General features: G+C 59.7%; 22 protein-coding genes and 1 tRNA gene. 4 read left to right on the top strand and 19 right to left on the bottom strand.

Going from position 1 to position 23,383, the window contains the following annotated elements; genetic code table 11:
• Positions 1–3: 3 nt before the first annotated feature.
• The 6 genes from ptsP to thrS all read right to left on the bottom strand — a co-directional run bounded on the left by ptsP (position 4) and on the right by thrS (position 6,079).
• Positions 4–1,707 carry a phosphoenolpyruvate--protein phosphotransferase gene (gene ptsP / locus ACNA0J_RS14775; RefSeq protein ID WP_415819694.1) on the bottom strand — a complete coding sequence of 568 codons (1,704 nt, stop codon included), beginning with the start codon at positions 1,705–1,707 and terminating at the stop codon, positions 4–6.
• 61 nt (positions 1,708–1,768) lie between these two features.
• Positions 1,769–2,038 carry an HPr family phosphocarrier protein gene (locus tag ACNA0J_RS14770; RefSeq protein ID WP_415819634.1) on the bottom strand — a complete coding sequence of 90 codons (270 nt, stop codon included), beginning with the start codon at positions 2,036–2,038 and terminating at the stop codon, positions 1,769–1,771.
• Between the two features lie 4 nt (positions 2,039–2,042).
• On the bottom strand, positions 2,043–2,441 hold the full coding sequence (locus ACNA0J_RS14765) for a PTS sugar transporter subunit IIA (RefSeq protein WP_415819633.1): 399 nt from the start codon (positions 2,439–2,441) through the stop codon (positions 2,043–2,045).
• Positions 2,442–2,451: 10 nt separating this feature from the next.
• A complete protein-coding gene (gene gshB / locus ACNA0J_RS14760) occupies positions 2,452–3,408 on the bottom strand; it encodes a glutathione synthase (RefSeq protein ID WP_415819632.1) in 957 nt (318 codons plus the stop codon).
• Between the two features lie 149 nt (positions 3,409–3,557).
• The gene (gene infC / locus ACNA0J_RS14755; protein WP_209156465.1) at positions 3,558–4,106 is read right to left on the bottom strand and encodes a translation initiation factor IF-3; all 549 of its coding nucleotides are present in this window, start codon (positions 4,104–4,106) and stop codon (positions 3,558–3,560) included.
• A 20-nt stretch (positions 4,107–4,126) separates the two neighbouring features.
• Positions 4,127–6,079, bottom strand: a complete 1,953-nt coding sequence (gene thrS, locus ACNA0J_RS14750) for a threonine--tRNA ligase (RefSeq protein ID WP_415819631.1) — start codon at positions 6,077–6,079, stop codon at positions 4,127–4,129.
• A gap of 377 nt (positions 6,080–6,456) precedes the next feature.
• On the opposite strand from thrS, the gene ACNA0J_RS14745 reads away from it, so the two are divergent.
• From ACNA0J_RS14745 to ACNA0J_RS14730, 4 genes are all read left to right on the top strand, one after another.
• Positions 6,457–7,188, top strand: coding sequence for a response regulator transcription factor (locus tag ACNA0J_RS14745; protein ID WP_415819630.1), 732 nt, complete (start codon positions 6,457–6,459; stop codon positions 7,186–7,188).
• Between the two features lie 20 nt (positions 7,189–7,208).
• Positions 7,209–7,625, top strand: a complete 417-nt coding sequence (locus ACNA0J_RS14740) for a hypothetical protein (protein ID WP_415819629.1) — start codon at positions 7,209–7,211, stop codon at positions 7,623–7,625.
• A gap of 142 nt (positions 7,626–7,767) precedes the next feature.
• Positions 7,768–8,133 (top strand): hypothetical protein, encoded by a 366-nt coding sequence (locus ACNA0J_RS14735; RefSeq protein WP_415819628.1) that lies wholly within the window; start codon positions 7,768–7,770, stop codon positions 8,131–8,133.
• Between the two features lie 515 nt (positions 8,134–8,648).
• Positions 8,649–9,044, top strand: coding sequence for a pyrimidine dimer DNA glycosylase/endonuclease V (locus tag ACNA0J_RS14730; RefSeq protein WP_415819627.1), 396 nt, complete (start codon positions 8,649–8,651; stop codon positions 9,042–9,044).
• A 42-nt stretch (positions 9,045–9,086) separates the two neighbouring features.
• Here the strand turns inward: ACNA0J_RS14730 and ACNA0J_RS14725 are convergent.
• From ACNA0J_RS14725 to ACNA0J_RS14665, 13 genes are all read right to left on the bottom strand, one after another.
• Positions 9,087–9,163: transfer RNA gene (locus tag ACNA0J_RS14725), tRNA-Val, on the bottom strand.
• A gap of 139 nt (positions 9,164–9,302) precedes the next feature.
• Complete coding sequence (locus ACNA0J_RS14720; RefSeq protein WP_415819626.1) at positions 9,303–10,268, bottom strand: glycosyltransferase family 9 protein; 966 nt, start codon at positions 10,266–10,268, stop codon at positions 9,303–9,305.
• 141 nt (positions 10,269–10,409) lie between these two features.
• Positions 10,410–11,066, bottom strand: coding sequence for a phosphoribosylanthranilate isomerase (locus tag ACNA0J_RS14715; protein ID WP_415819625.1), 657 nt, complete (start codon positions 11,064–11,066; stop codon positions 10,410–10,412).
• Positions 11,067–11,095: 29 nt separating this feature from the next.
• Complete coding sequence (locus ACNA0J_RS14710) at positions 11,096–12,763, bottom strand: TRAP transporter large permease (protein WP_415819624.1); 1,668 nt, start codon at positions 12,761–12,763, stop codon at positions 11,096–11,098.
• A 2-nt stretch (positions 12,764–12,765) separates the two neighbouring features.
• Entirely contained in the window at positions 12,766–13,389 is a 624-nt protein-coding gene (locus ACNA0J_RS14705; protein WP_415819623.1) for a TRAP transporter small permease subunit, read from the bottom strand.
• 213 nt (positions 13,390–13,602) lie between these two features.
• Positions 13,603–14,697 carry a TRAP transporter substrate-binding protein gene (locus ACNA0J_RS14700; RefSeq protein WP_415819622.1) on the bottom strand — a complete coding sequence of 365 codons (1,095 nt, stop codon included), beginning with the start codon at positions 14,695–14,697 and terminating at the stop codon, positions 13,603–13,605.
• A gap of 203 nt (positions 14,698–14,900) precedes the next feature.
• A complete protein-coding gene (gene truA, locus ACNA0J_RS14695; protein ID WP_415819621.1) occupies positions 14,901–15,707 on the bottom strand; it encodes a tRNA pseudouridine(38-40) synthase TruA in 807 nt (268 codons plus the stop codon).
• 5 nt (positions 15,708–15,712) lie between these two features.
• Positions 15,713–17,398, bottom strand: a complete 1,686-nt coding sequence (locus ACNA0J_RS14690; RefSeq protein WP_415819620.1) for a type IV pilus assembly protein FimV — start codon at positions 17,396–17,398, stop codon at positions 15,713–15,715.
• Between the two features lie 216 nt (positions 17,399–17,614).
• The gene (gene asd / locus ACNA0J_RS14685) at positions 17,615–18,745 is read right to left on the bottom strand and encodes an aspartate-semialdehyde dehydrogenase (RefSeq protein WP_415819619.1); all 1,131 of its coding nucleotides are present in this window, start codon (positions 18,743–18,745) and stop codon (positions 17,615–17,617) included.
• A 257-nt stretch (positions 18,746–19,002) separates the two neighbouring features.
• The gene (leuB, locus tag ACNA0J_RS14680; protein WP_415819618.1) at positions 19,003–20,079 is read right to left on the bottom strand and encodes a 3-isopropylmalate dehydrogenase; all 1,077 of its coding nucleotides are present in this window, start codon (positions 20,077–20,079) and stop codon (positions 19,003–19,005) included.
• 23 nt (positions 20,080–20,102) lie between these two features.
• The gene (gene leuD, locus ACNA0J_RS14675; RefSeq protein WP_415819617.1) at positions 20,103–20,753 is read right to left on the bottom strand and encodes a 3-isopropylmalate dehydratase small subunit; all 651 of its coding nucleotides are present in this window, start codon (positions 20,751–20,753) and stop codon (positions 20,103–20,105) included.
• Positions 20,754–20,766: 13 nt separating this feature from the next.
• Positions 20,767–22,170, bottom strand: coding sequence for a 3-isopropylmalate dehydratase large subunit (gene leuC / locus ACNA0J_RS14670; RefSeq protein ID WP_415819616.1), 1,404 nt, complete (start codon positions 22,168–22,170; stop codon positions 20,767–20,769).
• Positions 22,171–22,414: 244 nt separating this feature from the next.
• Complete coding sequence (locus ACNA0J_RS14665) at positions 22,415–23,233, bottom strand: M48 family metallopeptidase (RefSeq protein WP_415819693.1); 819 nt, start codon at positions 23,231–23,233, stop codon at positions 22,415–22,417.
• Positions 23,234–23,383 lie beyond the last annotated feature (150 nt).

Here is a 23,383-nt window from a genome sequence, read left to right as displayed (position 1 = left end):
TCGCTATCCCAGGCGATCCAGATCGACGCGCAGCGCGCGATTTAACGGCGTAGCCACCTTGACTCGCAGGTCATTGCTATGAGCACGCAAAATCTCGCGTTTGACGTCCAGAATCTGTTGGGAATGCATGGAAAACTCGGTCAAGCCGAGTCCCAGCAATAGACGCGTCAGACGCGCGTCTCCCGCCATTTCGCCGCATACCGCCACGGGCTTGCCCATACGGGCACCGACGTTGATCGTATTGGCGACCAGCCGCAATACGGCAGGATGCAGGGGGTCATATAGGCTCGCCACGTCATGGTCCCCCCGATCAACGGCCAGGGTGTACTGGATCAGGTCGTTGGTGCCGATGGACAGGAAATCCAGGGCCTCGGCAAAAGGCTCAATCGCAATCGCAGTGGCGGGCACCTCGACCATGGCACCGACTTCGATCCGATCGGCGTAGGCCTGGCCACGTGCGTCCAGCTCTCGTTTGGCCGCCTCGATCGCAGCGAACGCTGCCCGGACCTCGTGCATATGCGCCACCATGGGCAGCAGCAGCCGCACATGACCATGCGCCGACGCCCGCAAAATGGCGCGCAATTGCGTCGCGAACATGTCAGGGTGAGCCAGGCAATAGCGAATCGCTCGCAGTCCGAGCGCGGGGTTCATCGCGACCGTGGCTTCTTCGTCCAAGGTCTTGTCGGCGCCAATGTCCAGCGTGCGGATGGTCACGGGCCGCCCCGCCATGGTTTGCACGACAGAGGAATAAGCCTGGTACTGTTCTTCTTCGTTGGGCAGCGTATGACGTCCCATGAACAGGAATTCACTGCGGAACAGGCCGATGCCATGCGCCCCCGCAGCCAACGCCGCCTCCGCCTCATCGGGCAACTCGATGTTGGCATGGAGCACAATGTCGATACCGTCCAGCGTGACGGCGGGTTCATCGCGCAGCAGCGCCAACTCGGCGCGTTCGGCGGCATAAGCCACCTGACGGTCGCGATATTCCTGCAGCATCCGCGGCGAAGGGTTCACCAGCACGGCGCCCGTGGCGCCGTCCACAACGACCGTATCGCCGTCGCGCACCAGTTCTCGCACGTGACCCAAAGCGACTACCGCCGGCACGCCCATGCTGCGCGCCACAATAGCAGTATGCGATGTCGGGCCACCCAGATCCGTGACAAAGGCCGCAAAACGACCGCCCCGCAGACGCAGCATGTCGGCCGGAGAAATGTCGTGCGCCACGACGATCAAAGGATCGTCGCCATCCAGGTCCCCGGCGTCGGGCAAGATCACCGGGTTACCAGACAAGACTTGCAGCACGCGCTCGATCACCTGGCGCACATCCGCGCCACGCTCACGCAGATACTCGTCCTCCATGGCCTCGAACTGCTCGCCCAGAATCTGCCCCTGGGCAGCCAACGCCCATTCGGCGTTGTAATGACGCTCGCTGATCAGTGCTCGGGTCTGCTCGGCCAACAAGGGATCGGCCAGCAACAAGCAGTGCACGTTCAACATCGCACCCAGCTCGCGCGGCGCATCTGCCGGCAGGCTATCGGCCATTTGCTGCAGATCCGCCAAAGCAACTGTCAGCGCCTGTGTCAGGCGCTCGCTTTCTGCGGCAACGTCTTCTGGGGCAATACGGTAATGAGCAACCTCTAGAGAGGCGGCTCCCATCACCACCGCACGCCCTATCGCGTATCCTCGCGCCACGCCCTTGCCCTGCAAGGCGACCACGGCACTATTCACGGCAGCAGGAGCCGCCGTCACGGGACATTCCAGGCTAGGGTTATTCGTGCTCACCGAATTTGCTGTCGAACAAGTTCTGAATTTCAGAAAGCGCCTGCTCGGCATCGCCTCCTGAGGCCTCTAGACGTACGGTAATCCCCTTGCCTGCAGCCAGCATCATGACGCCCATGATGCTTTTGGCGTTGACACGCTGCGCACCGCGGGAAATGAAAATCTCACTGCCGAACTTGCTGGCCAATTGCGTCAATTTGGCGGCAGCTCGTGCGTGCAGGCCCAGCTTGTTAGAGATGATGATGTCAGAAATCGGCATAGAGTCAGTCTACCTGTAAACAACCTTGCACGCCGCCGGCCAATGCCTTGGCTCGCGCCTGCGCCAGGCCTTGATCACGCGAGGTCAAGGCCCGCAACAACATCGAAGTATTCAACCCAGCCACCACACAGCATTGCGTGCCCAGCGCCTGGGCCTCCGCGACGGCACGCTTGGCAATATTGGCAGGGGTAGCGCCAATCAAATCGGTCAGCACCAACACACCCTGCCCCTCGTCCGCAGCCCGGATGGCACTCAACAGGGAAGGCACCTGCTCCTCGGGCATGTCCTCTGGCTGGATATCGTGCACAGACATCCGGTTGCCTGCCTCGCCCAGCACGTGGACGGCAAACTCACGCATCGCCTCGCCCAATGGTGCATGCACGACAATGACAATACCCGTCATGACTGAGCCTCTATGCCACCGCGCGTTCGAGGGCCGCCGCAAACATGTCGGCCACATCAAAACCGGTTTGCTCGGCGATCTCGACGAAACAGGTCGGACTGGTGACGTTGACCTCGGTCACATAATCGCCAATGACATCCAGCCCCACCAAGAGCAGGCCCCGCGCGGCCAGCTTGGGAGCGACCTGCGCGGCGATCTCTGCGTCGCGCGCCGACAGCGGCTGGGCAACACCTCGGCCGCCGGCCGCCAGATTGCCGCGCGTTTCGCCCGCCAGGGGAATGCGCGCCAGCGAATACGGCACCGCCTCGCCACCGATCAGCAAAATGCGCTTGTCGCCCTGGACGATTTCAGGGATGTAGCGCTGTGCCATGATGGTGCGCTCGCCGTTGTCGGTGAGGGTTTCCAGGATGGCGTTCAGATTGGGCTCGACCGCCTGCAGGCGGAAGATACCTGTGCCACCCATGCCGTCCAGCGGCTTGACGATGACATCCTGGTGTTTGACATGAAACGCCTTGATCCGCGCCATGTCGCGCGTCACCAGCGTGGGCGCAGCCAAATCGGCGAACTCGGTGATCGCCAGTTTTTCCGGATGATTGCGGATTGCGGCCGCGTCGTTAAAGACCTTGGCGCCCTGGGCCTGGGCATACTCGAGCATGTGCGTCGAATAGACGTATTCCATGTCGAACGGAGGATCCTTGCGCATCAGCACAGCGCCGAATTGCGACAGCGGCACGTCGCGCGCCTCGCCATTGTCACGCCACCAATCGTGGCCGTGCAGATCGGCGCCTTCGACCAGTTCGATCGCGGTGCTGCGAGCCGACACAACACCCGCGTCGATGAACAGATCGCCCTGTAGCGCCACGCTCAGCGTATGGCCGCGCGCAACCAGGGCGCGCATCATGGCAACCGAACTATCCTTGTAGGCCTTCAGGCGCGGCAAGGGGTCAATAACGAATAAGACATGCATAGAGATATCCCGGTCGCGCGTGGAACACAACCCCACGCGTCATACCGCCATCGTAGCGTAAATGACCCGCCCGCGCCGGGCGGCTTGATGATCTTTTTGCGGCACCACGGGCAGCCGCGCAAAGCGGCTGCCCGTGGGCTCAAGCATCCTCAACCGGCGGCGTCAGCCTTGCCGGGCGTGCTCTTTTTGCGAGGAGCAAGCACCATGACCATCTGACGGCCCTCGAGCTTGGGCATGGCTTCGACCTGGGCCAATTCGGTCAGATCGTCGCGCACGCGTTCGAGAACGCGCATGCCGAGCTCCTGGTGAGCCATTTCGCGGCCACGGAACCGCAGCGTGACCTTGGCCTTGTCGCCTTCTTCCAGGAAACGGCGCAGGTTGCGCAGCTTGACTTGGTAGTCGCCTTCGTCGGTCGCCGGACGGAATTTGACTTCCTTGACCTGGATGACCTTTTGTTTGGAACGAGCTTCGGCCTGGCGCTTTTGTTCCTGGTACTTGAACTTACCGTAGTCCATCAGACGGCAAACTGGAGGATCCGCGTTGGGCGCGATTTCGACCAGATCCACGTCGGCTTGTTCGGAAAGACGGAACGCGTCGGCCAGCTTTACGATGCCCAGCTGTTCTCCGTCCAGACCTATCAGGCGCACCTCGGGGACACGGATTTCACCGTTGATGCGATTGGCTTTTTCAGTGGCGATGTTGACAACTCCTAAAAGATTTAAGCAGCACTGCTATCGGTATTGACGACGTCCCGGCGAGCGGCGACGTCTAGGGTCAAGCGGTCGGAGAAGGCTTCCAGCGTGATGACGCCGAGGTCCAGCCCGCCCAAACCACGCACCGCAACAGTGCCATTCTGCTTTTCCTTGTCGCCCACGACAAGGATGTATGGCACCTTTTGCAGGCTGTGCTCGCGGATTTTACGGGTGATTTTTTCCCCACGCAAATCGGACTGCACCCTAAAGCCTTGTTTTTTAAGGTTTTGCGTAATTTCGGCGGCATATTCGGCCGAAGGCTCGGAAATACAACACACGACGGCCTGCACCGGCGCGAGCCAAGGCGGCATCGCACCGGCGTGGTTTTCGATCAGCATGCCGATAAAACGCTCGAGCGAACCGAGGATCGCCCGGTGCAGCATCACCGGCGGACGGCGCTGGTCCTGCTGGTCGACGTATTCAGCACCCAAGCGGACGGGCATAGAAAAGTCGACCTGAATCGTGCCGCACTGCCAATGACGGCCGATCGCGTCTTTCAGCGTGTATTCGATCTTAGGGCCGTAAAACGCACCCTCTCCGGGCGAAACTTCGAACTCGCAACCCGTGCGCCGCAGGCTTTCCATGAGGGCGGCTTCTGCCGTATCCCAGACCTCGTCAGAGCCGATGCGCTTTTCGGGGCGCGTCGCGACCTTGTACAGCACCTCGGTGAAACCGAAATCGCGGTACACCTTTTGGAGGAGTGCCGTGAAATCAGCGCACTCATCCTGCAATTGGTCTTCGGTACAGAAAATATGGCCGTCATCCTGCGTAAAGCCGCGCACGCGCATCATGCCGTGCAACGAACCGGAAGGCTCATTGCGGTGGCATTGGCCGAATTCACCATAGCGCAAAGGCAGCTCACGATAGGAATGCAGGCCGGCGTTGAAGATCTGCACGTGGCCCGGACAGTTCATAGGCTTGAGGCCATACACGCGGTTTTCGGACTCGGTCGTGAACATGTTTTCACGATAGTTGTCCCAGTGGCCGGTCTTTTTCCAGAGCGAAATGTCCAGGATCTGCGGCGCCTTGACCTCTTGGTAGCCGTTATCCTGATAGACCTTGCGCATGTATTGCTCGACTTGCTGCCACAGGGCCCAGCCCTTGGGGTGCCAGAAAATCAGGCCCGGCGCCTCGTCCTGGAAATGGAACAGATCCAACTCGCGGCCGATCTTGCGATGGTCGCGGCGCTCGGCTTCTTCGAGCATATGCAGGTAGGCGTCTTGCTCGTCTTTCGTCGCCCAGGCGGTGCCGTAGATACGCTGAAGCATCTCGTTGTTGCTATCACCGCGCCAATACGCACCAGCGACCTTCATGAGCTTGAAGACTTTCAGCTTGCCCGTGGACGGCACGTGGGGCCCGCGGCACAGATCGATGAATTCGCCCTCACGATAGAGGCTGAGCGTCTCGTTGGACGGGATCGAGGCGATGATCTCGGCCTTGTACGCCTCGCCGATGCTCTTGAAAAAAGCCACCGCATCGTCGCGCGTCCATTCCTCGCGCGTCACGACCTCGTCCTTGCGGGCGAGCTCGGCCATCTTTTTCTCGATAGCCGCCAGATCCTCCGGCGTAAAGGGACGCTTGTAGGAAAAGTCGTAATAAAAGCCGTTTTCGATGACCGGACCAATCGTGACCTGCGCATCGGGAAACAAGGACTTGACCGCATACGCCAGCAAGTGCGCTGTCGAGTGACGAATCAAATCCAGGCCGTCGGGGTCCTTGGCCGTGACGATGGCCAGTTGCGCATCCTGATCGATGCGAAAGCTCGTATCGACCAGCTTGACCTCGCTGTCTGGCAGGGTGACACGGCCGCCCAGCGCGGCCTTGGCCAGCCCGGTGCCGATGGACTGCGCAACCTCGGCCACCGTGACCGGTGCCGGGAACTGACGCTGCGAACCATCGGGCAATGTGATCTGTACCATCGAAAATTTCCTGGGGGAAGAAACAACAAACGCGGCTATCGGCCGCGNTTTGTCTGGTTGCTTGTTGGGGTCTGCCGTCTACCTGACGAGAACCCGACGCTGATAAAACTAACGCGGCATGGGGCGGAAGTTTCCGGTCGTAGTTCGTGTCGGGCGAATCATCATGTGCTGGCCACCTGAGGCGGGCACGCAAAACAGGTAACAACAATCGGGCGCGTGCCGAGATACCACTATTGTATCACTCGACATCCAACAATACTCAATTTCAGATAAGTCTTATTTCTTGACCAATTCAGCTGCTTCATCTCAAAGCTGGCGTCGTTTTGGATAAGGTCGGCAATGGAACGTTTTGCCACCACTGGCCACACACCAGGACTATGTCAGCCATTACGACTTCGACCTCCCCCGAGCCCGCCGCGACCTCGCCCTACGTAGAGCGGCGTTACCTGCTGCTATCAGGTAGCAACCATCGAGTCCGTATCGCCATTCTGGACGACCATCCGGTCATCACGCTGGGCGTCGCCGCCTATCTGCGGGCCCAACCCGATTTTGATATCGTCCATACCGACACCTCGTCCGAGTGCCTGCTGCGCAATTTGCATGAGCATCCTTGCGACGTCGCATTGGTCGATTTTTATCTCCCCAAGCAAACCGTGGACGGCGTGGATTTCATCCGGCGACTGCGCCGCCACCACCCAAAGATGGCGATCATCACCTTTTCTGCAGGTGCTGCCGACGAAACCGAATACGCTGCATTCCGGGCTGGTGCGACGGGATATCTGCCTAAATCCGCGTCGTTGCCTACACTGGTCGAGGTCATCCGCGCCTCGTGCAATACCAATCTCGATGGCTTCATCACCTACAAAAACGGCGCGCTGAACATGACGCCGCCTCGCCACCCCGATACACGGCTGACGCTCGCCGAGATCGAGGTCCTGCGCCTGATCTCTCAAGGCCTGTCGGTCACACAAGTCTCCACTCGCCTGCTACGCAGCAAAAAAACCGTCAGCACACACAAACGCCGCGCCATGGCCAAGCTGGGCGTCGCAGACGACCTGGCCTTGGCCTTGTACCTGAAAGAGAAATTCGATCAGCCTGCCGGTCCCTGACCCTATTTCAGCGCCGACTTATGCTGCATATAGAGACTATCCTGTCGCTGTATCCCGATGATGCCACCCGGCTGTCGCTTTTGTCGCAAGCACTGGCTCACTCGCAGGCCGACTTGACTTCGCTACGCTATGCCGTCGATACCGGCGATCGCGACGCGGCCCTGGCCCACACCCACAAGGCCAAGGGCACAGCCAGTTTCCTCGGCGCCGACAAACAGACCTTGCAGCAATTCGATCAACTGACTCTGCTATTGCGAAACACGAATGATCCTGCGATTCACGTCGCGATGCCCGCCGCCATTCATCACGCATTCCAAGCCGTAGAGTCGATTTTGCAAGACCTGGAAATGTCGATACAGACCATGATCAATGGACTGGAAAACAACAAAACCCGCCTTCGCGGCAACTCATCAAAACGCTCCAAATCTAAAGGATAGTGAAGTGTCAACGAATCTTTACGATTCAGACACGTTCTGTGAGATCTCGGCCGTGAGAGCATCATCTCATTTCAACTCGATGCTTACGTAATATTTTTCCTTTACTAGACTCGTCACGTCGATATTTCACATGGCAAGTCACATGAAACCGATTAATCGCACCGACCGCATTCAAACCCTGCGCCCACGCGTATTCGAAATCGATACAGGCCTGTTTCGTGGATATGTAGATATTCGAGAACGCCAATCCGGCGTGTCGGCCTCTTCCAGATCCGAATATTGCCCAAATACTGCAGTATCCCGAGACCTGGCCGAACGGCAAGCATTGGATTTGGCCAAACACATTCGCACGGCCTCGCAACGCGTCGGCATACGCTCACAGTTGTTATGCGACAGTCTCAGTGACGGCCATGCGGGCCGTCACGAACTGGACAGCATTCCGGCATTTTTGATACGCCGCTCGGCGGCCACCCCATCGACACGCAAGCATCTGCGCGCAGTCGCTTGATATATCAAAATGATAGAAATTCCCATTTCTAATCTTACAGATTGAAATAGTCTGCGTATAATAAGGGTCGTAAGCAGCAAACAACCTGATTGAGTCGTAAAGGAGAGCCGCCCATGAGTATCGGAAGCGCCAATCCTGGCTGGATAGATGACCTCCCCACCCCCGCGGAAGCGCGAGCGCAACGAACCNTGCAGGCAGCGGAGCGTCTACTTGTCAAGCCCACCCCCGCCGCCCCGGCCGCCCCAGCCGCTCCTGTCTCTGCAGAGCATCAATTGCGTGAATATATGCAGGAAATGAGCCTGACACGCTATGGTCATGCGGGCGCCCTGCTCACGCGGCTATACGGAAAATCGTAATCGCGAAACACCGACCAAGTAACAGGGCTGCAAATCCGGCCGAAAAAAGCCGCCGTGGTCGACCATGGCGGCTTTTTTTATTCAGGCCATACGAACCCGTTTAATCATCATTAAGGAATGACACTTGAGCGCCAGGGTTATTTCCGTCTGAATAAAAATATGACTCGCATCAACTGCATTCCCGTACAAGAACTCAGCGGCCCGCATCTGGTCGCGGAATACCGAGAATTGCCCCGCGTTTTTGCGCTGGCGCAAAAGGCAGCCGCGCGCGGCATAACATCCCAACCCCGTGCTTACACGCTTGGGAAAGGCCACCTGCTTTTCTTTTATACACGACTGGATTATCTCGCCCGCCGGCATGCTGACTTGATCGAAGAGATGCGCCGCCGCGGCTACAAACCCACCTTTACTGGCATACGACGCGAAGATTATCCGACCATCCCGGACGGCTTCTGGGAAAACTGGGAGCCCACGGCAGAAGCCCTGCGCTTGAACCGCCAGCGAATCAAAGAACGGCATCAAGACGCTGAAAACAAAAAGGCCGCCAAGTTGTGATGTGGCGGCCTTTTTGGGGTAGTGATGAACTACCAGGAATCCTGGTAGGCGGTATTGGAATCGAACCAACGACCTCTACGATGTCAACGTAGCGCTCTAACCATCTGAGCTAACCGCCTGCGCAAACTGCGAAGAAATGAGATTATGCACGAGTTTTTTTAGCTGTGCAAGTTGGAGCAAAATTTCCTTGCTGTCGGGGGCATCCCCAAGGAAAAAAGCGCTCTTGGGGTGAGCCCATACATGCCACGGATGCACGCATCAACGCTGCCCGCTGGCCTGCCTCTCGTACTGAATCATCAAACGTCGAAAAGCCGTCAACACTTGCCCGGGCCGTAGCCAACGACGCCAGAGTAGATCGCGCCATCGCCCCCCGGGGATATATGCGGGATACACAATGTGCGAAGGCGCCCAGCCAGGACGCCAGGCACGCGTACGAGTCGGCCTGCCCGTCACGGTCAAAGTCGGGATTCCCAGATTGGAAGCGAGATGCCCTATTCCGGACTCATTACCGATGAACCAGCCGCATTCGTGGATGAACTTTGCCACATCGGAGAGTGATTCCGATTGAAAAACAGCCAAGCCGTTTTCTTCGAGGCAGCGCCACTGCCCTCTCTCGTGCCCGGCGAGGATATAGACCGGGTCATAGCCTGCACGCTTCAGGCGCAAACCGAGTTCGACAAAGTGCGACGCCGCCCAGCATCGTTGCTCACTGGAGGATGAAGGATGTACCGCAACCCTTCTGGCGTATTGTCGATGACGCAGACCGTTCAGAGGAACCAGACCGTTGCCTACCTCGCTATTTTTTAGACCAAGCTGATCTATGCAGTAATCCCGGATTTGATTCAGCTTGACGAAGCCTCTGCCAGTGATGACGACATGCGCGTCATAGTAAAAATATCGCCGCGCGTAGTTGTGCAGAGCATAGGGCCACCCCACATGCATCTGCGCCACGCAATCGTACTCGGACAAGGCTTGCGCTGCCTCGGACTCGGGCAACGACGGACGAACATCGATATCAGGAAACCAGGCGCGCAGTTGATACACATAGTCGCCAAAGACCGTGACGTTGCGCCCATTGATGGCCAGATTTTGCGCCATGGTCATCATGAGCAAGGTATCCCCCAGGCGCGGGGCCATGAGTATGGCTACCCTGGTGGCTTGTCTTAGATGCTGTTGATGTTCGGCAGCCAAATAACGAGATGTGCCGGAAAGGAGGGTCGCCATGCGTCAAAAATACCTCTGCCAGGCCAGGAACGGCCGCAACAGGTCAGAGGATAGACAAAATCGGACTCCCGCAGATCTGTTTGGTTAGATTACAGCACGGACATGTGAAAAATGCACGATTCTCAATTACGCCATGATGAATTATTGGCGTTGCTCATCCGCCTGCCGTACGACACGCATCAGGGCGTGGATCTTGTCTGCGGACTTCAGACCAGGAGCGGTTTCCACGCCACTACTCAGGTCGATTGCCCAGGGGCGCAAAGCCTGGATGGCCGCCGCGGCATTATCGGCGTTGAGCCCCCCTGACAGGACAATGGGCCGCGAAGCCGTATCTGCCCGGACGGTCGATAGCAAGGCATGGTCAAAAGCCAGGCCACTACCACCGTAGGCGGCACTGTAGCTGTCGAATAGCCATCCCGCCGCCCCGCCGTAGGCTCGGCACGTCTCGGCTAAACCGTCGGGCGTCTCGAGCCCAGGGGCACCGACACGGAAAGCCCGCAAGAAACGCGCGCCGTAACGCGTGCAATCCTCGACGGATTCGTCACCGTGGAATTGCAGCAGGTCGGGACCGACCTGTTCCAGCACCGCGCGAACATCGGCGGGATCTGGATCCACAAACAAGGCCACTACATCGACAAAGGCGGGCACCGTGCGGCGCAAGGCTGCAGCCTGAGCCGGGGTGACGTAACGCTTGCTGCGCGGATAGAACACGAATCCGATCGCGTCCGCCCCGGCCTGCACAGCCGAGGCGATATCTGCTTCGCGGGTCAAGCCGCAGATTTTGACGCGAGTACGCATAACGCTATTTGAAAACCAGGTTGTAAAGATTACTTGAACGCGGCGCCAGGATCGCCACCCTCGTCACCGTAAATGCTGGTGCCATAGGTCGTGTCGATTTCGATCTTGACGCTGCTGGGATCGACCGTGGACTGGCCCGCCTTATAGTGCATCACCATACCAGGGAAAATCATAACAGCAGCCACCATCACCAATTGGATGATAATGAAAGGCACCGACCCCCAATAGATCTGACCCGTGGTGACCGGCTCGATACGCTGACCGGTGACTTTGTCGCGATAGGCGTCCTTGGGCGCCACCGAACGCAGGTAGAACAGCGCGAACCCGAACGGCGGATGCATGAACGAGGTCTGCATGTTCACTGCCAGGATGATCCCGAACCAGATCAGGTCGATGCCCAGCTTGTCGGCAACCGGCCCCAAGAGCGGCACGATGATGAATGCCAGCTCGAAGAAGTCCAGGAAGAACGCCAACACGAACGTGAGCACGCTGACCACGATCAGGAAGCCCCATTCTCCGCCAGGCAAGCCAATCAGCAGATGTTCGACCCACAAGTCGCCGCTGACGCCCCGGAAGGTCAAGCCGAATACCGTCGAGCCCACCAGGATGAACACCACGAAGCAGGACAGCTTGGTGGTCGTATCCATAGCTTGGCGCAGCAGATCCAAGGTCAACCGTCCGCGGATCAACGCCATGACGATGGCCCCGACGGCGCCCATGGCCCCGCCCTCGGTGGGCGTCGCGATACCGATGAAGATGGTCCCGAGCACGAGGAAAATCAGGAACAACGGCGGGATCATCACGAAGGTGACGCGCTCAGCCAATGCAGAAAGCATTTTCAGACGGAACACCTTGTTGACGATGGCGATGACAAAGGCGGTCAGACCCCACAGCAGCAAGCTCAGGACGACCTTCTCGTCAACCGGCGCGGTGTCTTTTTCCAGCCATTGCGTCAGCAAATACGCCGAGGCAGCCGAAATCAACATCAGCACCAATAGCGAACGGCCGCCGCGGGAGCCATTCGGCTCACGAAAGGTGCGCGCTTCTTCGGGCAACGCGGGGGCCGACGATGGCTTGATGAACGACATCAGTACGATGTAGGCGATATAGGAGCCCGCCAGCAGAAACCCAGGCACCATCGCAGCACGGTACATGTCACCGATCGAACGGCCCAATTGGTCAGCCAGAATGATCAGCACCAGCGAGGGCGGAATGATCTGCGAGAGCGTGCCGGATGCGGCGATCACCCCGGATGCCAGACGTCTGTCATAGCCATAACGCAGCATAATGGGCAGCGAGATCAGGCCCATCGAGATGACCGAGGCCGACACTACGCCGGTAGTCGCGGCCAGCATCGCGCCCACCAGCACCACGGCAATCGCCAAGCCGCCACGCAGCGGCCCGAACACCTGACCGATGGTCTCAAGCAAGTCCTCTGCCATCCCCGATCGCTCGAGCACCAGCCCCATCAGCGTAAAGAACGGCACCGCCAGCAAGGTATCGTTGGACACGATGCCGAACACCCGCTGAGGCAAGGCCTGAAACAGCGAGGCGCTGAACAGGTTCAATTCCATACCGATCAAACCGTACAGAATGCCGTTCGCAGCCAGTGCAAATGCCACGGGAAAGCCCAGCAACAAAAACACCACCAAGGTGCCGAACATGATCGGCGCCATATTTGCGATGAAAAACTCCATGATCATTGGCCCTTGTTTTGTTGTTGCAGGGCCGCCGCTTCGCGATCTTGCGCTTCGCGGGCGATCTCATCGGCCAATTGCTCTTCGGCGGATTTGCCCTCGGCGCGTGCCAGCGGATCCGGCGCCTGGCCGCACAGGTAGCCCACGCATTTGATCAAGCGCGAAATCCCCGCGAGCACGAGCAGCGCAAAGCCGACCGGAATCAACAGTTTGACCGGCCAGCGGACCAAGCCACCGGAGTTTGAGGACTGTTCGTTGGAGATGTACGAATCCATGAACATCGGCCAAGACAGGTACATGATCAAGATGGCCATGGGGAGCAAGAAAAACAGCACCCCGAAAATCTCGATGTAAATTTGCGTACGCTTGGAGAGCTGGGAGGACAGGATGTCCACCCGGACGTGTTCGTTTTTGAGCAGGGTGTAGCCGGCGGTCAGCAGGAACATGGCACCAAACATGTACCACTGCAGTTCCAGCCAGGCATTCGAACTGGTTCCGAATACCTTGCGGACCACCGCATTGCCGGCGCTGACCAGCACCACCAACAGGGTGACCCATGTCACGGCTTTTCCAACCCGCACATTCAGCGCGTCGATGGCGCGCGATAAAGCGAGTAATGCTTTCATGATGGGAATAATGAGCTAGATAGAAGGTCGCAACTAGCCAAATACGGCATAGCGCACGAGCATGCAGGGCCCCGCCCGGGGTGGCCGGGCGACAGACTTCGGCAATGCGCCACTCCTGTCGCCCCAGCTTTTGGCGGACACGAAAACGAGCGGAAACCTTAGATTTTATAACGTTACGCTCGTTTGCCCGCCGCCCTGCCCTTGAGGGCCTATTTACTTGCCTCGGCCAATGGTCCCCATAAAGCCGTCGAAACTGCCTTCGGCCACGCGGAACCATGGGATCTCGTTGTCACGGAACGCCACCATGTCGTCGTAGATCTTTTTGAAGGTGGCATCCTTGGCGGAGAGCTCTTGATAGACCTTGACAGCCTCGGCGTAGCAGGCTTCCATGACCGGCTTGGGAAAGGCCTTGAGCTGAGCGCCCTGCGAGACCAGGCGGCGCAGTGCAGCCGGATTTTCGGCGTCATAGGTGGCGATCATGTCGTTGGTGGCAGCCGCGGAAGCCTGCGCCAGGACGGCCTGATAATGTTTGGGCAGCTTGTTGTAGACCTCTTGGTTGACATACAAGGAGACCTGCAGCGTGCCTTCCCACCAGCCTGGGAAATAGTAGTTCTTGGCGACTTTGTGGAAACCGAGCTTTTCGTCGTCGTACGGTCCGATCCATTCGGCGGCGTCGATTGTGCCTTTTTCCAATGAGGGATAGATATCGCCACCCGCGATCTGCTGCGGCACCACGCCCAAACGGGACAACACGGCACCGGCAAATGCGCTGGCGCGGAATTTCAGGCCCTTGAGGTCGTCAACGGTCTTGATTTCGTTGCGGAACCAGCCCCCCATCTGGGTGCCGGTGTAGCCGCAAGGGAAATTCACGATGTTGTACTTTTGGAAGAGTTCGCGGGTCAGTTTCAGGCCATTGCCATGTCGCATCCACGCGTTCATTTGGCGCGTGTTCAGGCCGAAAGGCACAGCGCCGTCAAAACACAGCGCGGGGTCCTTGCCATAGTAGTAGTACGAGGCCGTATGACCGCATTCAATGGTGTTGTTCTGCACGGCGTCGAGCACCTGCAGCGCAGGCACGATTTCGCCTGCGGGAAAGGCTCGGATATTGAATTTGCCGTCCGTTGCTTCGGCAACGTATTTGGCCAGATTCTCACCGCCGCTGAAGATTGCGTCGGCGCTGCGGGGAAAACTGGACGCCAGGCGCCAGTTGAGCGTGGGGGATTCTTGCGCGAGAACGGGTGCGGCAAGCGCAGCACCGCCAGCGGCGGCACCTAACGTGGCCTTTTTGAGGAACGAACGACGTTGCATGAAGGGAGTCTCCTGATTGGACAACGCTGCAAACGCAGGCCGCTCGTGTGAAGCGGCCGCGCATTGTGGCAGCTCGTGTAAGAGGCTGCCGTTGTTGTGTAATGCTGGGGCCTTTTTAGGACGTCGCCGCATCGCAGCAAACGTGGCCTTTTGCGTTCGCAATCATATAGTGACAATTGATTGCTGCCCCCCTGCTGATAACCCTAAGCAGACGTAAAAGGCGACAGCAGATGGGATCCGCCATCCAACTCTTTCAGCTGGAATTCAGGAGGGTATTCGATCGCGGACAGGTAAAGTCCATCAGGAGAAAACGTGGGTGCGGCCAAACGGCGGTCTCGCGCCGCCAACAGTGCAGCCATCCAGGAGACGGATTCGCGGCCCTGACCGATTTGCAGCAATGCTCCCATCAGGTTGCGCACCATGTGGTGCAAAAAAGCATTGGCGCGCAATGTGAAGACGAGAAAAGGACCACGGTCCTGGATGTCGAGTTGATGCAAAGTACGCACTGGATGGCGAGCCTGGCACTGCGAGGAGCGGAAGCTGGAGAAATCATGTTCGCCAAGCAGCGTCGATGCCGCCTGTCTCATTGCGTCTACATCCAGCGGCTGAAAACACCAGCCTGCTCGCGCGGCCCACAGGGGCGGCCGCACGCGGCCGCGCCAAAGCAGATAGATGTAGGTGCGAGAGCGTGCCGCAAAGCGTGCATGGAATTCATCCGGAACCGATTGTGCCCACTGAACGGCAATGCTGGGCGGCAGAAAGGCGTTGACGCCGCGTACCCACGATTCGTCGCGACGCGCCAGAGGCGTATCCAGATGCACGACTTGCATGGCGGCGTGCACACCAGTGTCCGTACGGCCGGCGCAAATCGTGGGCACGATGCCGTCAATGCCGCTGAAACGGCCCAGCGCCGCCTCTAGCGTGTCCTGCACCGTTTGACGGTGCGGTTGTGTCTGCCAGCCTTGCCAGGGGGAGCCGTCATAAGCCAGCCCCAATGCCATACGCGCCATGAGTGTCAGACGCGAGGCCCGCGAGCGCGAGGCTCGTCGGTCGGCGGTTTATTCAGATCCAGGTCGATGCCGTCCAGCTTGCGAGTGAGCAAGCTGGCATCCAGCACCGGCTCTCCGCCATAAGACGCGTCCTCGTCCTCGTTTTCGTCTGCACGGCGAGCGCCGGCACGGCGCAGCAGCCATGCGATGATCAGTACGATCAACGCCAGGATGGAGGTCACGACAACCAGGAGATTGTCAGTCAGCCAATTGCCTGTGGTGGACGTGGAACCCGCGCTATTGGCGCCCGAGGCAGCGGCGAGGTCCTGAGCGGCTGCCTCGGTTCCGGCGGCCTCAGTTCCAGCAGCGTTGGACGCGCCCGTTGCATTGGAGCCTGATGTGCCGGCACCTGCCGCACCGGCCCCTCCGGCTGTTGAACCCGTTGCACCTGTGCCACCGCCCCCGGCCGCGGCACCACCAGTGTTTGCACCGGCAGTATTTGCATCGCCAGTTGCGCCTGCGACACCTGCTCCTGCACCTGCCGCGCCGCTGCCTGTGGTACCTGTCCCAGCACCCGCAGCACCGCCACCTGCATTACCGGCTGCGGCACCTGCGGTACCGTCAGCACCTGCAACGCCAGAGCCACCTGCCGCATTATTCTGATTCGCGTCACTCCCCGCCGTACCACTGCCCGCAGCCTGGCTCAGCGCATCGACGTTGCCTTGCAGGGTCTCGACACGCTGCTGCGCATCCTGCAAAGCATGCTGCTCGGAGGTACGCGCATCCGCCTGGGCGTCAGCCTGGGCTCCTGCGGCGTCGGAGGAACTGAGACGCAAACGGTCTTGTGAGGTTGCGGCAGCGCTGCCGCCTGAGGGCGACGCCTCGCTCACGCGGCCACCACCGGCATTGGCACCCTCGCCGACCGCGGCCGCACCGGCAACCGCCGCGCCCGCACGGCCGCGATAGCGTGCAAAGGCCTCGGCCTGCTCGACATAGATGCGACGCGCCTCGGCCGGATCGATTGCGCGGACCGTAGCTGCATCGGGGATCGTCAGCGTTTCTCCCGCACGCACCAGATTCATATTGTTCTGGATGAACGCCTGAGGGTTGGCGCGCCATATGGCTACCAGCATCTGATATACGCTGGCGTCCGACACGCCATTACGGCGGGCAATGCGAAACAGGTTATCTCCCGCACGCACGGTCTCTGCCGAGGCGGGCGCCGCGCGGTCTGCGCTGACGGATCCAGTACGCGCCGACTGAACCGGCGCTGCGGCCGCACGCTGCGGCACCAGAATGGTGACCTGGACCTGGCGATGGCCGGAGCTGGACTGCAGATCGAGCAACAGATCCACAGCCGATGTCGCCAAGGGCTGCGAAGATTCAATGCGAATGTTTTTGCCCGTGGTTCGCGGACCATCCTGCACACTCACACGCGCAGTGTTCAGGGGCACTGGCGGCTGCAATCCCGCACGCTGCCATGCGGCGGCGTCGGCCAGCGAGACCTTGAGTGAAGCCAGCTCCTCAGCCGTGACATTGTCGAGCGGCACTACGATTTGCAGCGGCGCCCCCGGCGCGGAGATGACGCGCGAATGCCCCACGGTCGCGGCATGCGCCGTTGCCCCCATCGAGGCGCCCAATGCAAGCGCGATGGCCCATTGCGAAGCTTTGATACGGTGGGTCGGCGAAAAACGACGTGAGCGCAATGTCATGTTGGGAAATCCTGCTGGACGAATCGGGTTACCGGCCAATGCTGGGCGAAAGTGTAATAGATCGACCTTGATTCACAAACCTGCCATCAAGGCTGCGGCAAGGACAAAATGGCAGAAAGGCACCCGCAGGTGCCTTTACCGAGCCCGGCCAAAACCGGACAAGCCTGAATGCGAAACGCCGCTGTCTCAAACCGTCAGCGGCGCTGCGTACGACACTCAGGCCTCGGACAATGCGATGCGCAACATGCGGCGCAACGGCTCGGCCGCCCCCCACAACAGTTGATCGCCTACCGTGAACGCGCCCAGGTATTCGGAGCCCATGGATAGCTTGCGCAAACGGCCGACCGGAATGTCGAGGGTTCCCGTCACCGCGACCGGCGTGAGCGCACGCACGGTGTCTTCTTTGGTGTTGGGGATGACCTTGGCCCATTGGGTGCCTTCGGCAATCAGGCCCTCGATTTCGTCCAGAGGCACATCACGCTTGAGCTTGATGGTCAGCGCCTGGCTGTGGCAACGCATGGCGCCGATCCGCACGCACAAGCCGTCGATCGGCGTAGCGGGCGTACCGAAGGCCTCGCCACGGCCCAGGATCTTGTTGGTCTCGGCTTCGGCTTTCCACTCCTCGCGCGACATGCCGTTGCCGAGGTCCTTGTCGATCCAGGGGATCAGGTTGCCGCCCAGCGGCACACCAAAGTGCTCTTGGGGCAAAGCGGGATCTTGTTGAGCGGTCAACACGCCGCGGTCGATTTCGAGAATGGCCGAGGCCGGATCGTCCAGCAGAGGCTTCACAGCCTGGTTCAGCAGGCCGAATTGCGTCAGCAGTTCGCGCATGTGCTGCGCGCCACCACCCGATGCGGCCTGGTAGGTCATGGAGGTCATCCATTCCACCAGGTCGTTGTTGAACAGGCCGGCCAGGCCCATCAACATGCAGCTGACGGTGCAGTTGCCGCCGACGAAATTGCGCACGCCGCGCTTGAGCGCCGCGTCGATCACCGGGCGGTTGACCGGATCGAGCACGATGATGGCGTCGTCCTTCATGCGCAGGGTGCTGGCAGCATCGATCCAGATGCCGTTCCAGCCCGCGCCGCGCAGCTTGGGGTAGACCTCGGTCGTGTAATCACCGCCCTGGGCAGTCACGATAATCGGCAGTTTTTTCAGAGCATCAATGTCGTAGGCATTCTGCAACGGACCAGCGCCCTCGGCCCACGTGGGCGCGGCACCGCCAGCGTTGCTGGTGGAAAAGAATACGGGATCGATCAGGGCGAAGTCGTTTTCGTCACGCATGCGCTGCATGAGAACGGAACCGACCATGCCGCGCCAGCCGACCAGGCCTACTGCTTGCGTCATGTTCAATGCTCTTGAGGTTGATAAATAAGAAAAAAAGCTAACGATTCCGACAATTTATCAGAATAAGCGGGATTATGTTGCGCTGCGGTGGTATTAGGGACAAACCACGGCCCACATTGGCGTTGCGAAAGCGCCACCAAGGCAGCTACGGGTGCACTCTGTGCGCGAAAAGTCTGGATCAGGCTGCGCCGCGCCTAATGGCACCGCCCCCGGACATGAGGTCATGCCCGGGGGCGGCTCAATCAAGCAGAGGAGGATCAGCCCAGTGCTTTCACCACGGCATCGCCCATTTGCGAAGTGGACACTTTGGTGGTGCCTTCTTCGTAAATATCAGCGGTGCGCAAGCCATCGGCCAGTACCTTGCGTACGGCAGCTTCGATACGGTCCGCTTGCGCGTTCTGGTTCAGCGAGTAGCGCAGCAGCATGGCAGCCGACAGAATCGTCGCCAGCGGGTTCGCAATGCCTTGGCCCGCGATATCCGGCGCCGAGCCATGGCTGGGTTCGTACAGGCCCTGCCCCGACTCGTTCAATGCAGCCGAAGGCAGCATGCCGATCGAGCCTGTCAACATGGCTGCCTCGTCAGACAGAATGTCGCCGAACAGGTTACCCGTCACGATGACGTCGAACTGGCGCGGGTTGCGTACCAATTGCATGGCCGCGTTATCGACATACATGTGCGAAAGCTCGACATCCGGATAGTCACGCGCGACTTCGATGACGATGTCGCGCCAGAACTGCGAGGTCTCGAGCACGTTGGCCTTGTCTACGCTGCACAGCTTTTTGTTGCGCTTGCGAGCCGATTCGAAACCGATGCGCGCGATACGGCGCACTTCGGAATCCGCATAGCGCATGGTGTCGAAGCCTTCGCGCTCGCCGGCGAAAACACCGTCTTCGGCAGTACGCACGCCGCGCGGGGTGCCGAAGTAAATATCACCGGTCAGTTCGCGAATGATCAGGATATCCAGGCCCGACACGATCTCGGGCTTGAGCGACGAGGCGCTGGCCAACTCGGGATACAAGATCGCCGGACGCAGATTCGCAAACAGGCCAAGCGCCTTGCGCAGGCCCAGGATGGCCTGCTCGGGACGGAATTCGCGCGGCAGGCTGTCGTATTTCCAGTCGCCTACGGCGCCGAACAACACGGCATGCGATTTGCGCGCGAGCTCCAGCGTCGCCGGCGGCAGCGGATGCTCGAATTGGTCATAGGCGGCGCCGCCCACGGGGGCTTGTTGAATATCGAGCGGCAAACCTAATGCACTCAGCACGCGCACAGCCTGCTCGACAATCTCGGGACCAATGCCATCACCAGGCAGCACTGCAATGTTATGTGTCATGAAAAAAACCTATGTAGGAAGACTCAAGCAATGGGCCGGCTTTCCAGCCAGGGATGACGCGCCAGGCGTTCTGCCTCGAACGCACGGATCTTGTCGGACTGACGCAAGGTCAGGCCGATGTCATCGAAACCATTGATCAAACAGTACTTGCGGAAAGGCTCGATATCGAACGACATTTCGCGGTTGTCCGCCGCGATCACGACTTGGCGCTCGAGATCGATGCGCAGCTTATAGCCGGGGAATGCCTTGACCTCGTCGAACAAACGCGCGACTTCCAACTCGGACAGCACAATAGGCAAGAGGCCGTTCTTGAAGCTGTTGTTAAAGAAGATATCCGCGTAGGACGGCGCGATGATGGCGCGAAAACCGAACTGCGTCAGCGCCCAGGGGGCGTGCTCACGGCTGGAGCCGCAGCCGAAATTTTTGCGCGCCAGCAATACCGAAGCGCCGCGGTAGCGCGGCTGGTTCAGCACGAAATCCGGATTCAACGGACGCTTGCTGTTGTCCATGCCAGGCTCGCCGTGATCCAGGTATCGCAGTTCGTCAAACAGGTTCGGACCAAAGCCGGTGCGTTTGATGGATTTCAGGAATTGCTTGGGGATGATGAGGTCGGTGTCGACGTTCTCGCGATCGAGCGGGGCCACCAGGCCTTCGTGAGTGGTAAATGCTTGCATGATGTCTGAGCTCTTAGCGGAAGTTGCGGACGTCGACGAAATGACCGGCTACGGCAGCAGCGGCGGCCATGGCGGGGCTGACCAAATGGGTGCGCCCCCCCTGTCCTTGGCGGCCCTCGAAGTTGCGGTTCGAGGTCGACGCGCAGCGCTCTTCGGGTTCGAGGCGGTCGGCGTTCATCGCCAGGCACATCGAACAGCCCGGTTCGCGCCATTCGAAGCCGGCTTCGATAAAGATCTTGTCCAGGCCTTCGCGTTCGGCTTGCTGTTTGACCAGACCCGAACCCGGCACCACCATGGCTTGCTTGACGTTGGAGGCCACGTGCTTGCCACGGGCGACGGCGGCGGCCTCGCGCAGGTCTTCGATGCGAGAGTTGGTGCACGATCCGATGAACACGCGATCGACGCGGATGTCGGTCAACGGGGTGTTGGGCTTGAGACCCATGTATTGCAAGGCGCGCTCCATGCCGCTGCGGCGCACGTCGTCTTTTTCGCGATCGGGATCGGGCACACGGGAATCCACCGACAAGACCATTTCGGGCGAGGTGCCCCAGGTGACTTGCGGTTTGATGTCTTTCGCATTGACCTCGACCACGCGGTCGAATTTGGCGCCCGCGTCGCTATGCAAGGTGCGCCAGTAGGCAACCGCCTGGTCCCACAATACGCCCGAGGGCGAGAACGGACGGCCACGGAAATATTCGATGGCCTTGTCGTCAACGGCAACCATGCCGGAACGTGCACCAGCCTCGATGGCCATGTTGCAGACCGTCATGCGGCCTTCCATGGACAAGCCGCGAATGGTGCTGCCGGCGAATTCGATCGCGTGGCCGGTGCCGCCTGCCGTGCCGATGATGCCGATGATATGCAGCACGACATCCTTGGCCGTACAGCCGAAAGGCAACTCGCCCTCGACCTTGATCAGCATGCTTTTGTTCTTTTTCATCAGCAGCGTCTGCGTGGCGAGCACGTGCTCGACCTCAGAGGTGCCGATACCAAAGGCCAACGCGCCCATCGCGCCGTGCGTGCTGGTATGCGAATCGCCGCACACCACCGTCATGCCCGGCAGCGTTGCACCCTGCTCCGGTCCGATGACGTGCACGATGCCTTGGCGCAGATCGGCCATGCGGAATTCGGTAATGCCGTATTTGTCGCAGTTGGCGTCCAGTGTGTCGACCTGCAGTTTCGAGATCGGGTCATCGATACCGCGATTACGGTTGATCGTGGGCACGTTGTGATCCGCGACTGCCAGGTTGGCACTGATGCGCCAGGGCTTGCGGCCAGCGATGGTCAGGCCTTCAAAGGCCTGCGGACTGGTCACCTCGTGCAACAGGTGCCGGTCAATGTAGAGCAAACAGGTGCCGTCGGATTCCTGGTTCACGACGTGCGCGTTCCAGAGTTTGTCGTAGAGGGTTTGGGCCATGAATAGACTCGCGGAATATCCGGCAGCGCCGGTGGGGACATCAGAATCGATGTCTCATTATGCCCATGCTCTCAACCTAGTACAACGGCAGCATTTATCCTAGTATTGGAACCACCACCTTTCTGATGAGCAATGGCGGGCGGCAAACCGGATGTCCTCAAACAGAACCGCCCCATCAGGTGGGGCAGTTCTGCTCAAAGCCCGCCGCAATTGCCATAGCGGAAGCACTCGCACCATTGCACCGCTATTTTTTGCCCTTTGCCTGGTCGTATAGCGGCATCACCCGTTCCGACGCAGCCTGCAATTCGCTGATGCGTGTCTCCGCCGAGGGGTGGGTCGATAGGAACTCGGGCGGCGCGCCACTGCTGGCGGTGCCCATTTTTTGCCACAGTGTCACCGCGGCGCGGGGATCATATCCGGCCCGCGCCGCGAGCTCTACGCCCATCATGTCGGCCTCGCTCTCGTGGGTCCGGCTGTTGGGCAGCGTGAACATGACGTCGGTGAGCTTGCTGCCCAGGTCCGTCGATACGCCCGTGGCAATCGACAGCACGGACAGGCCGACGTTGGTGACCATCTGCTGCGACATACGCTCGCGCGCGTGTTCGCGCAACGCGTGCGCGATTTCATGCCCCATGACGGCTGCCAGCTCAGCATCAGTGGGCTTGATTTGCGTCAACAGCCCGGTATAGACGGCCATTTTCCCGCCCGGCATGCACCATGCATTGACCTCGTCAGACGATAAGACGTGCACTTCCCAATCCCAATTCGCAGCATCCGGCCGGAATGCACCCACCTGCGCGATTAACCGCTGGGAAATCGTGCGCACCCGGGATACCTGGGAGGCATTACGGTCCAATGCCCCCTGGGCCTTGGCCTTTTGGATGAGGTCGGAATACTGCTGGCCGGCTTCTTGCTCAAGCTCTTTTTCCGGCACCATGCTGGACATGTACTGTGTACGCTCAACGCCCACTGTGCCGGATTGTGTGGTCTGCACGCTGGCGCAACCGCTCACGGCCAAGGTGCCAATTATTGCGGCCCCGCCAAGCAGTTGGCGAAACAGCATTCGGAATGTCACGCTCATGGTTCTCCCCCCTCGATAAACGTTGCCGACCCGACGCCACGCATCGCGACACGATAGGCTAGCGCACGACGCAGCGGACTCAGCTTCGCCAACTAGTCTGCATCACTCCTCGCGCGGCCCATTCTCATGACG

The organism is Bordetella tumbae, from assembly GCF_965139195.1.
GTDB lineage: Bacteria > Pseudomonadota > Gammaproteobacteria > Burkholderiales > Burkholderiaceae_B > Bordetella_A > Bordetella_A tumbae.
This window is presented reverse-complemented; position numbering and strand designations above follow the sequence as displayed.

Coding starts and splice junctions, on each gene's coding strand:
- gshB (WP_415819632.1), bottom strand. CDS start 3,408: ATGCATGTCTTATTCGTTATTGACCCCTTGCCGCGCCTGAAGGCCTAC.
- ACNA0J_RS14700 (WP_415819622.1), bottom strand. CDS start 14,697: ATGCAACGTCGTTCGTTCCTCAAAAAGGCCACGTTAGGTGCCGCCGCT.
- ACNA0J_RS14740 (WP_415819629.1), top strand. CDS start 7,209: ATGCTGCATATAGAGACTATCCTGTCGCTGTATCCCGATGATGCCACC.
- ACNA0J_RS14730 (WP_415819627.1), top strand. CDS start 8,649: ATGACTCGCATCAACTGCATTCCCGTACAAGAACTCAGCGGCCCGCAT.
- ACNA0J_RS14765 (WP_415819633.1), bottom strand. CDS start 2,441: ATGACGGGTATTGTCATTGTCGTGCATGCACCATTGGGCGAGGCGATG.
- ACNA0J_RS14770 (WP_415819634.1), bottom strand. CDS start 2,038: ATGCCGATTTCTGACATCATCATCTCTAACAAGCTGGGCCTGCACGCA.
- thrS (WP_415819631.1), bottom strand. CDS start 6,079: ATGGTACAGATCACATTGCCCGATGGTTCGCAGCGTCAGTTCCCGGCA.
- ACNA0J_RS14710 (WP_415819624.1), bottom strand. CDS start 12,763: ATGGAGTTTTTCATCGCAAATATGGCGCCGATCATGTTCGGCACCTTG.
- asd (WP_415819619.1), bottom strand. CDS start 18,745: ATGACGCAAGCAGTAGGCCTGGTCGGCTGGCGCGGCATGGTCGGTTCC.
- ACNA0J_RS14690 (WP_415819620.1), bottom strand. CDS start 17,398: ATGACATTGCGCTCACGTCGTTTTTCGCCGACCCACCGTATCAAAGCT.
- leuB (WP_415819618.1), bottom strand. CDS start 20,079: ATGACACATAACATTGCAGTGCTGCCTGGTGATGGCATTGGTCCCGAG.
- ACNA0J_RS14705 (WP_415819623.1), bottom strand. CDS start 13,389: ATGAAAGCATTACTCGCTTTATCGCGCGCCATCGACGCGCTGAATGTG.
- ACNA0J_RS14715 (WP_415819625.1), bottom strand. CDS start 11,066: ATGCGTACTCGCGTCAAAATCTGCGGCTTGACCCGCGAAGCAGATATC.
- ACNA0J_RS14745 (WP_415819630.1), top strand. CDS start 6,457: ATGTCAGCCATTACGACTTCGACCTCCCCCGAGCCCGCCGCGACCTCG.
- leuD (WP_415819617.1), bottom strand. CDS start 20,753: ATGCAAGCATTTACCACTCACGAAGGCCTGGTGGCCCCGCTCGATCGC.
- ACNA0J_RS14720 (WP_415819626.1), bottom strand. CDS start 10,268: ATGGCGACCCTCCTTTCCGGCACATCTCGTTATTTGGCTGCCGAACAT.
- ACNA0J_RS14665 (WP_415819693.1), bottom strand. CDS start 23,233: ATGCTGTTTCGCCAACTGCTTGGCGGGGCCGCAATAATTGGCACCTTG.
- ACNA0J_RS14735 (WP_415819628.1), top strand. CDS start 7,768: ATGAAACCGATTAATCGCACCGACCGCATTCAAACCCTGCGCCCACGC.
- truA (WP_415819621.1), bottom strand. CDS start 15,707: ATGGCGCGTATGGCATTGGGGCTGGCTTATGACGGCTCCCCCTGGCAA.
- leuC (WP_415819616.1), bottom strand. CDS start 22,170: ATGGCCCAAACCCTCTACGACAAACTCTGGAACGCGCACGTCGTGAAC.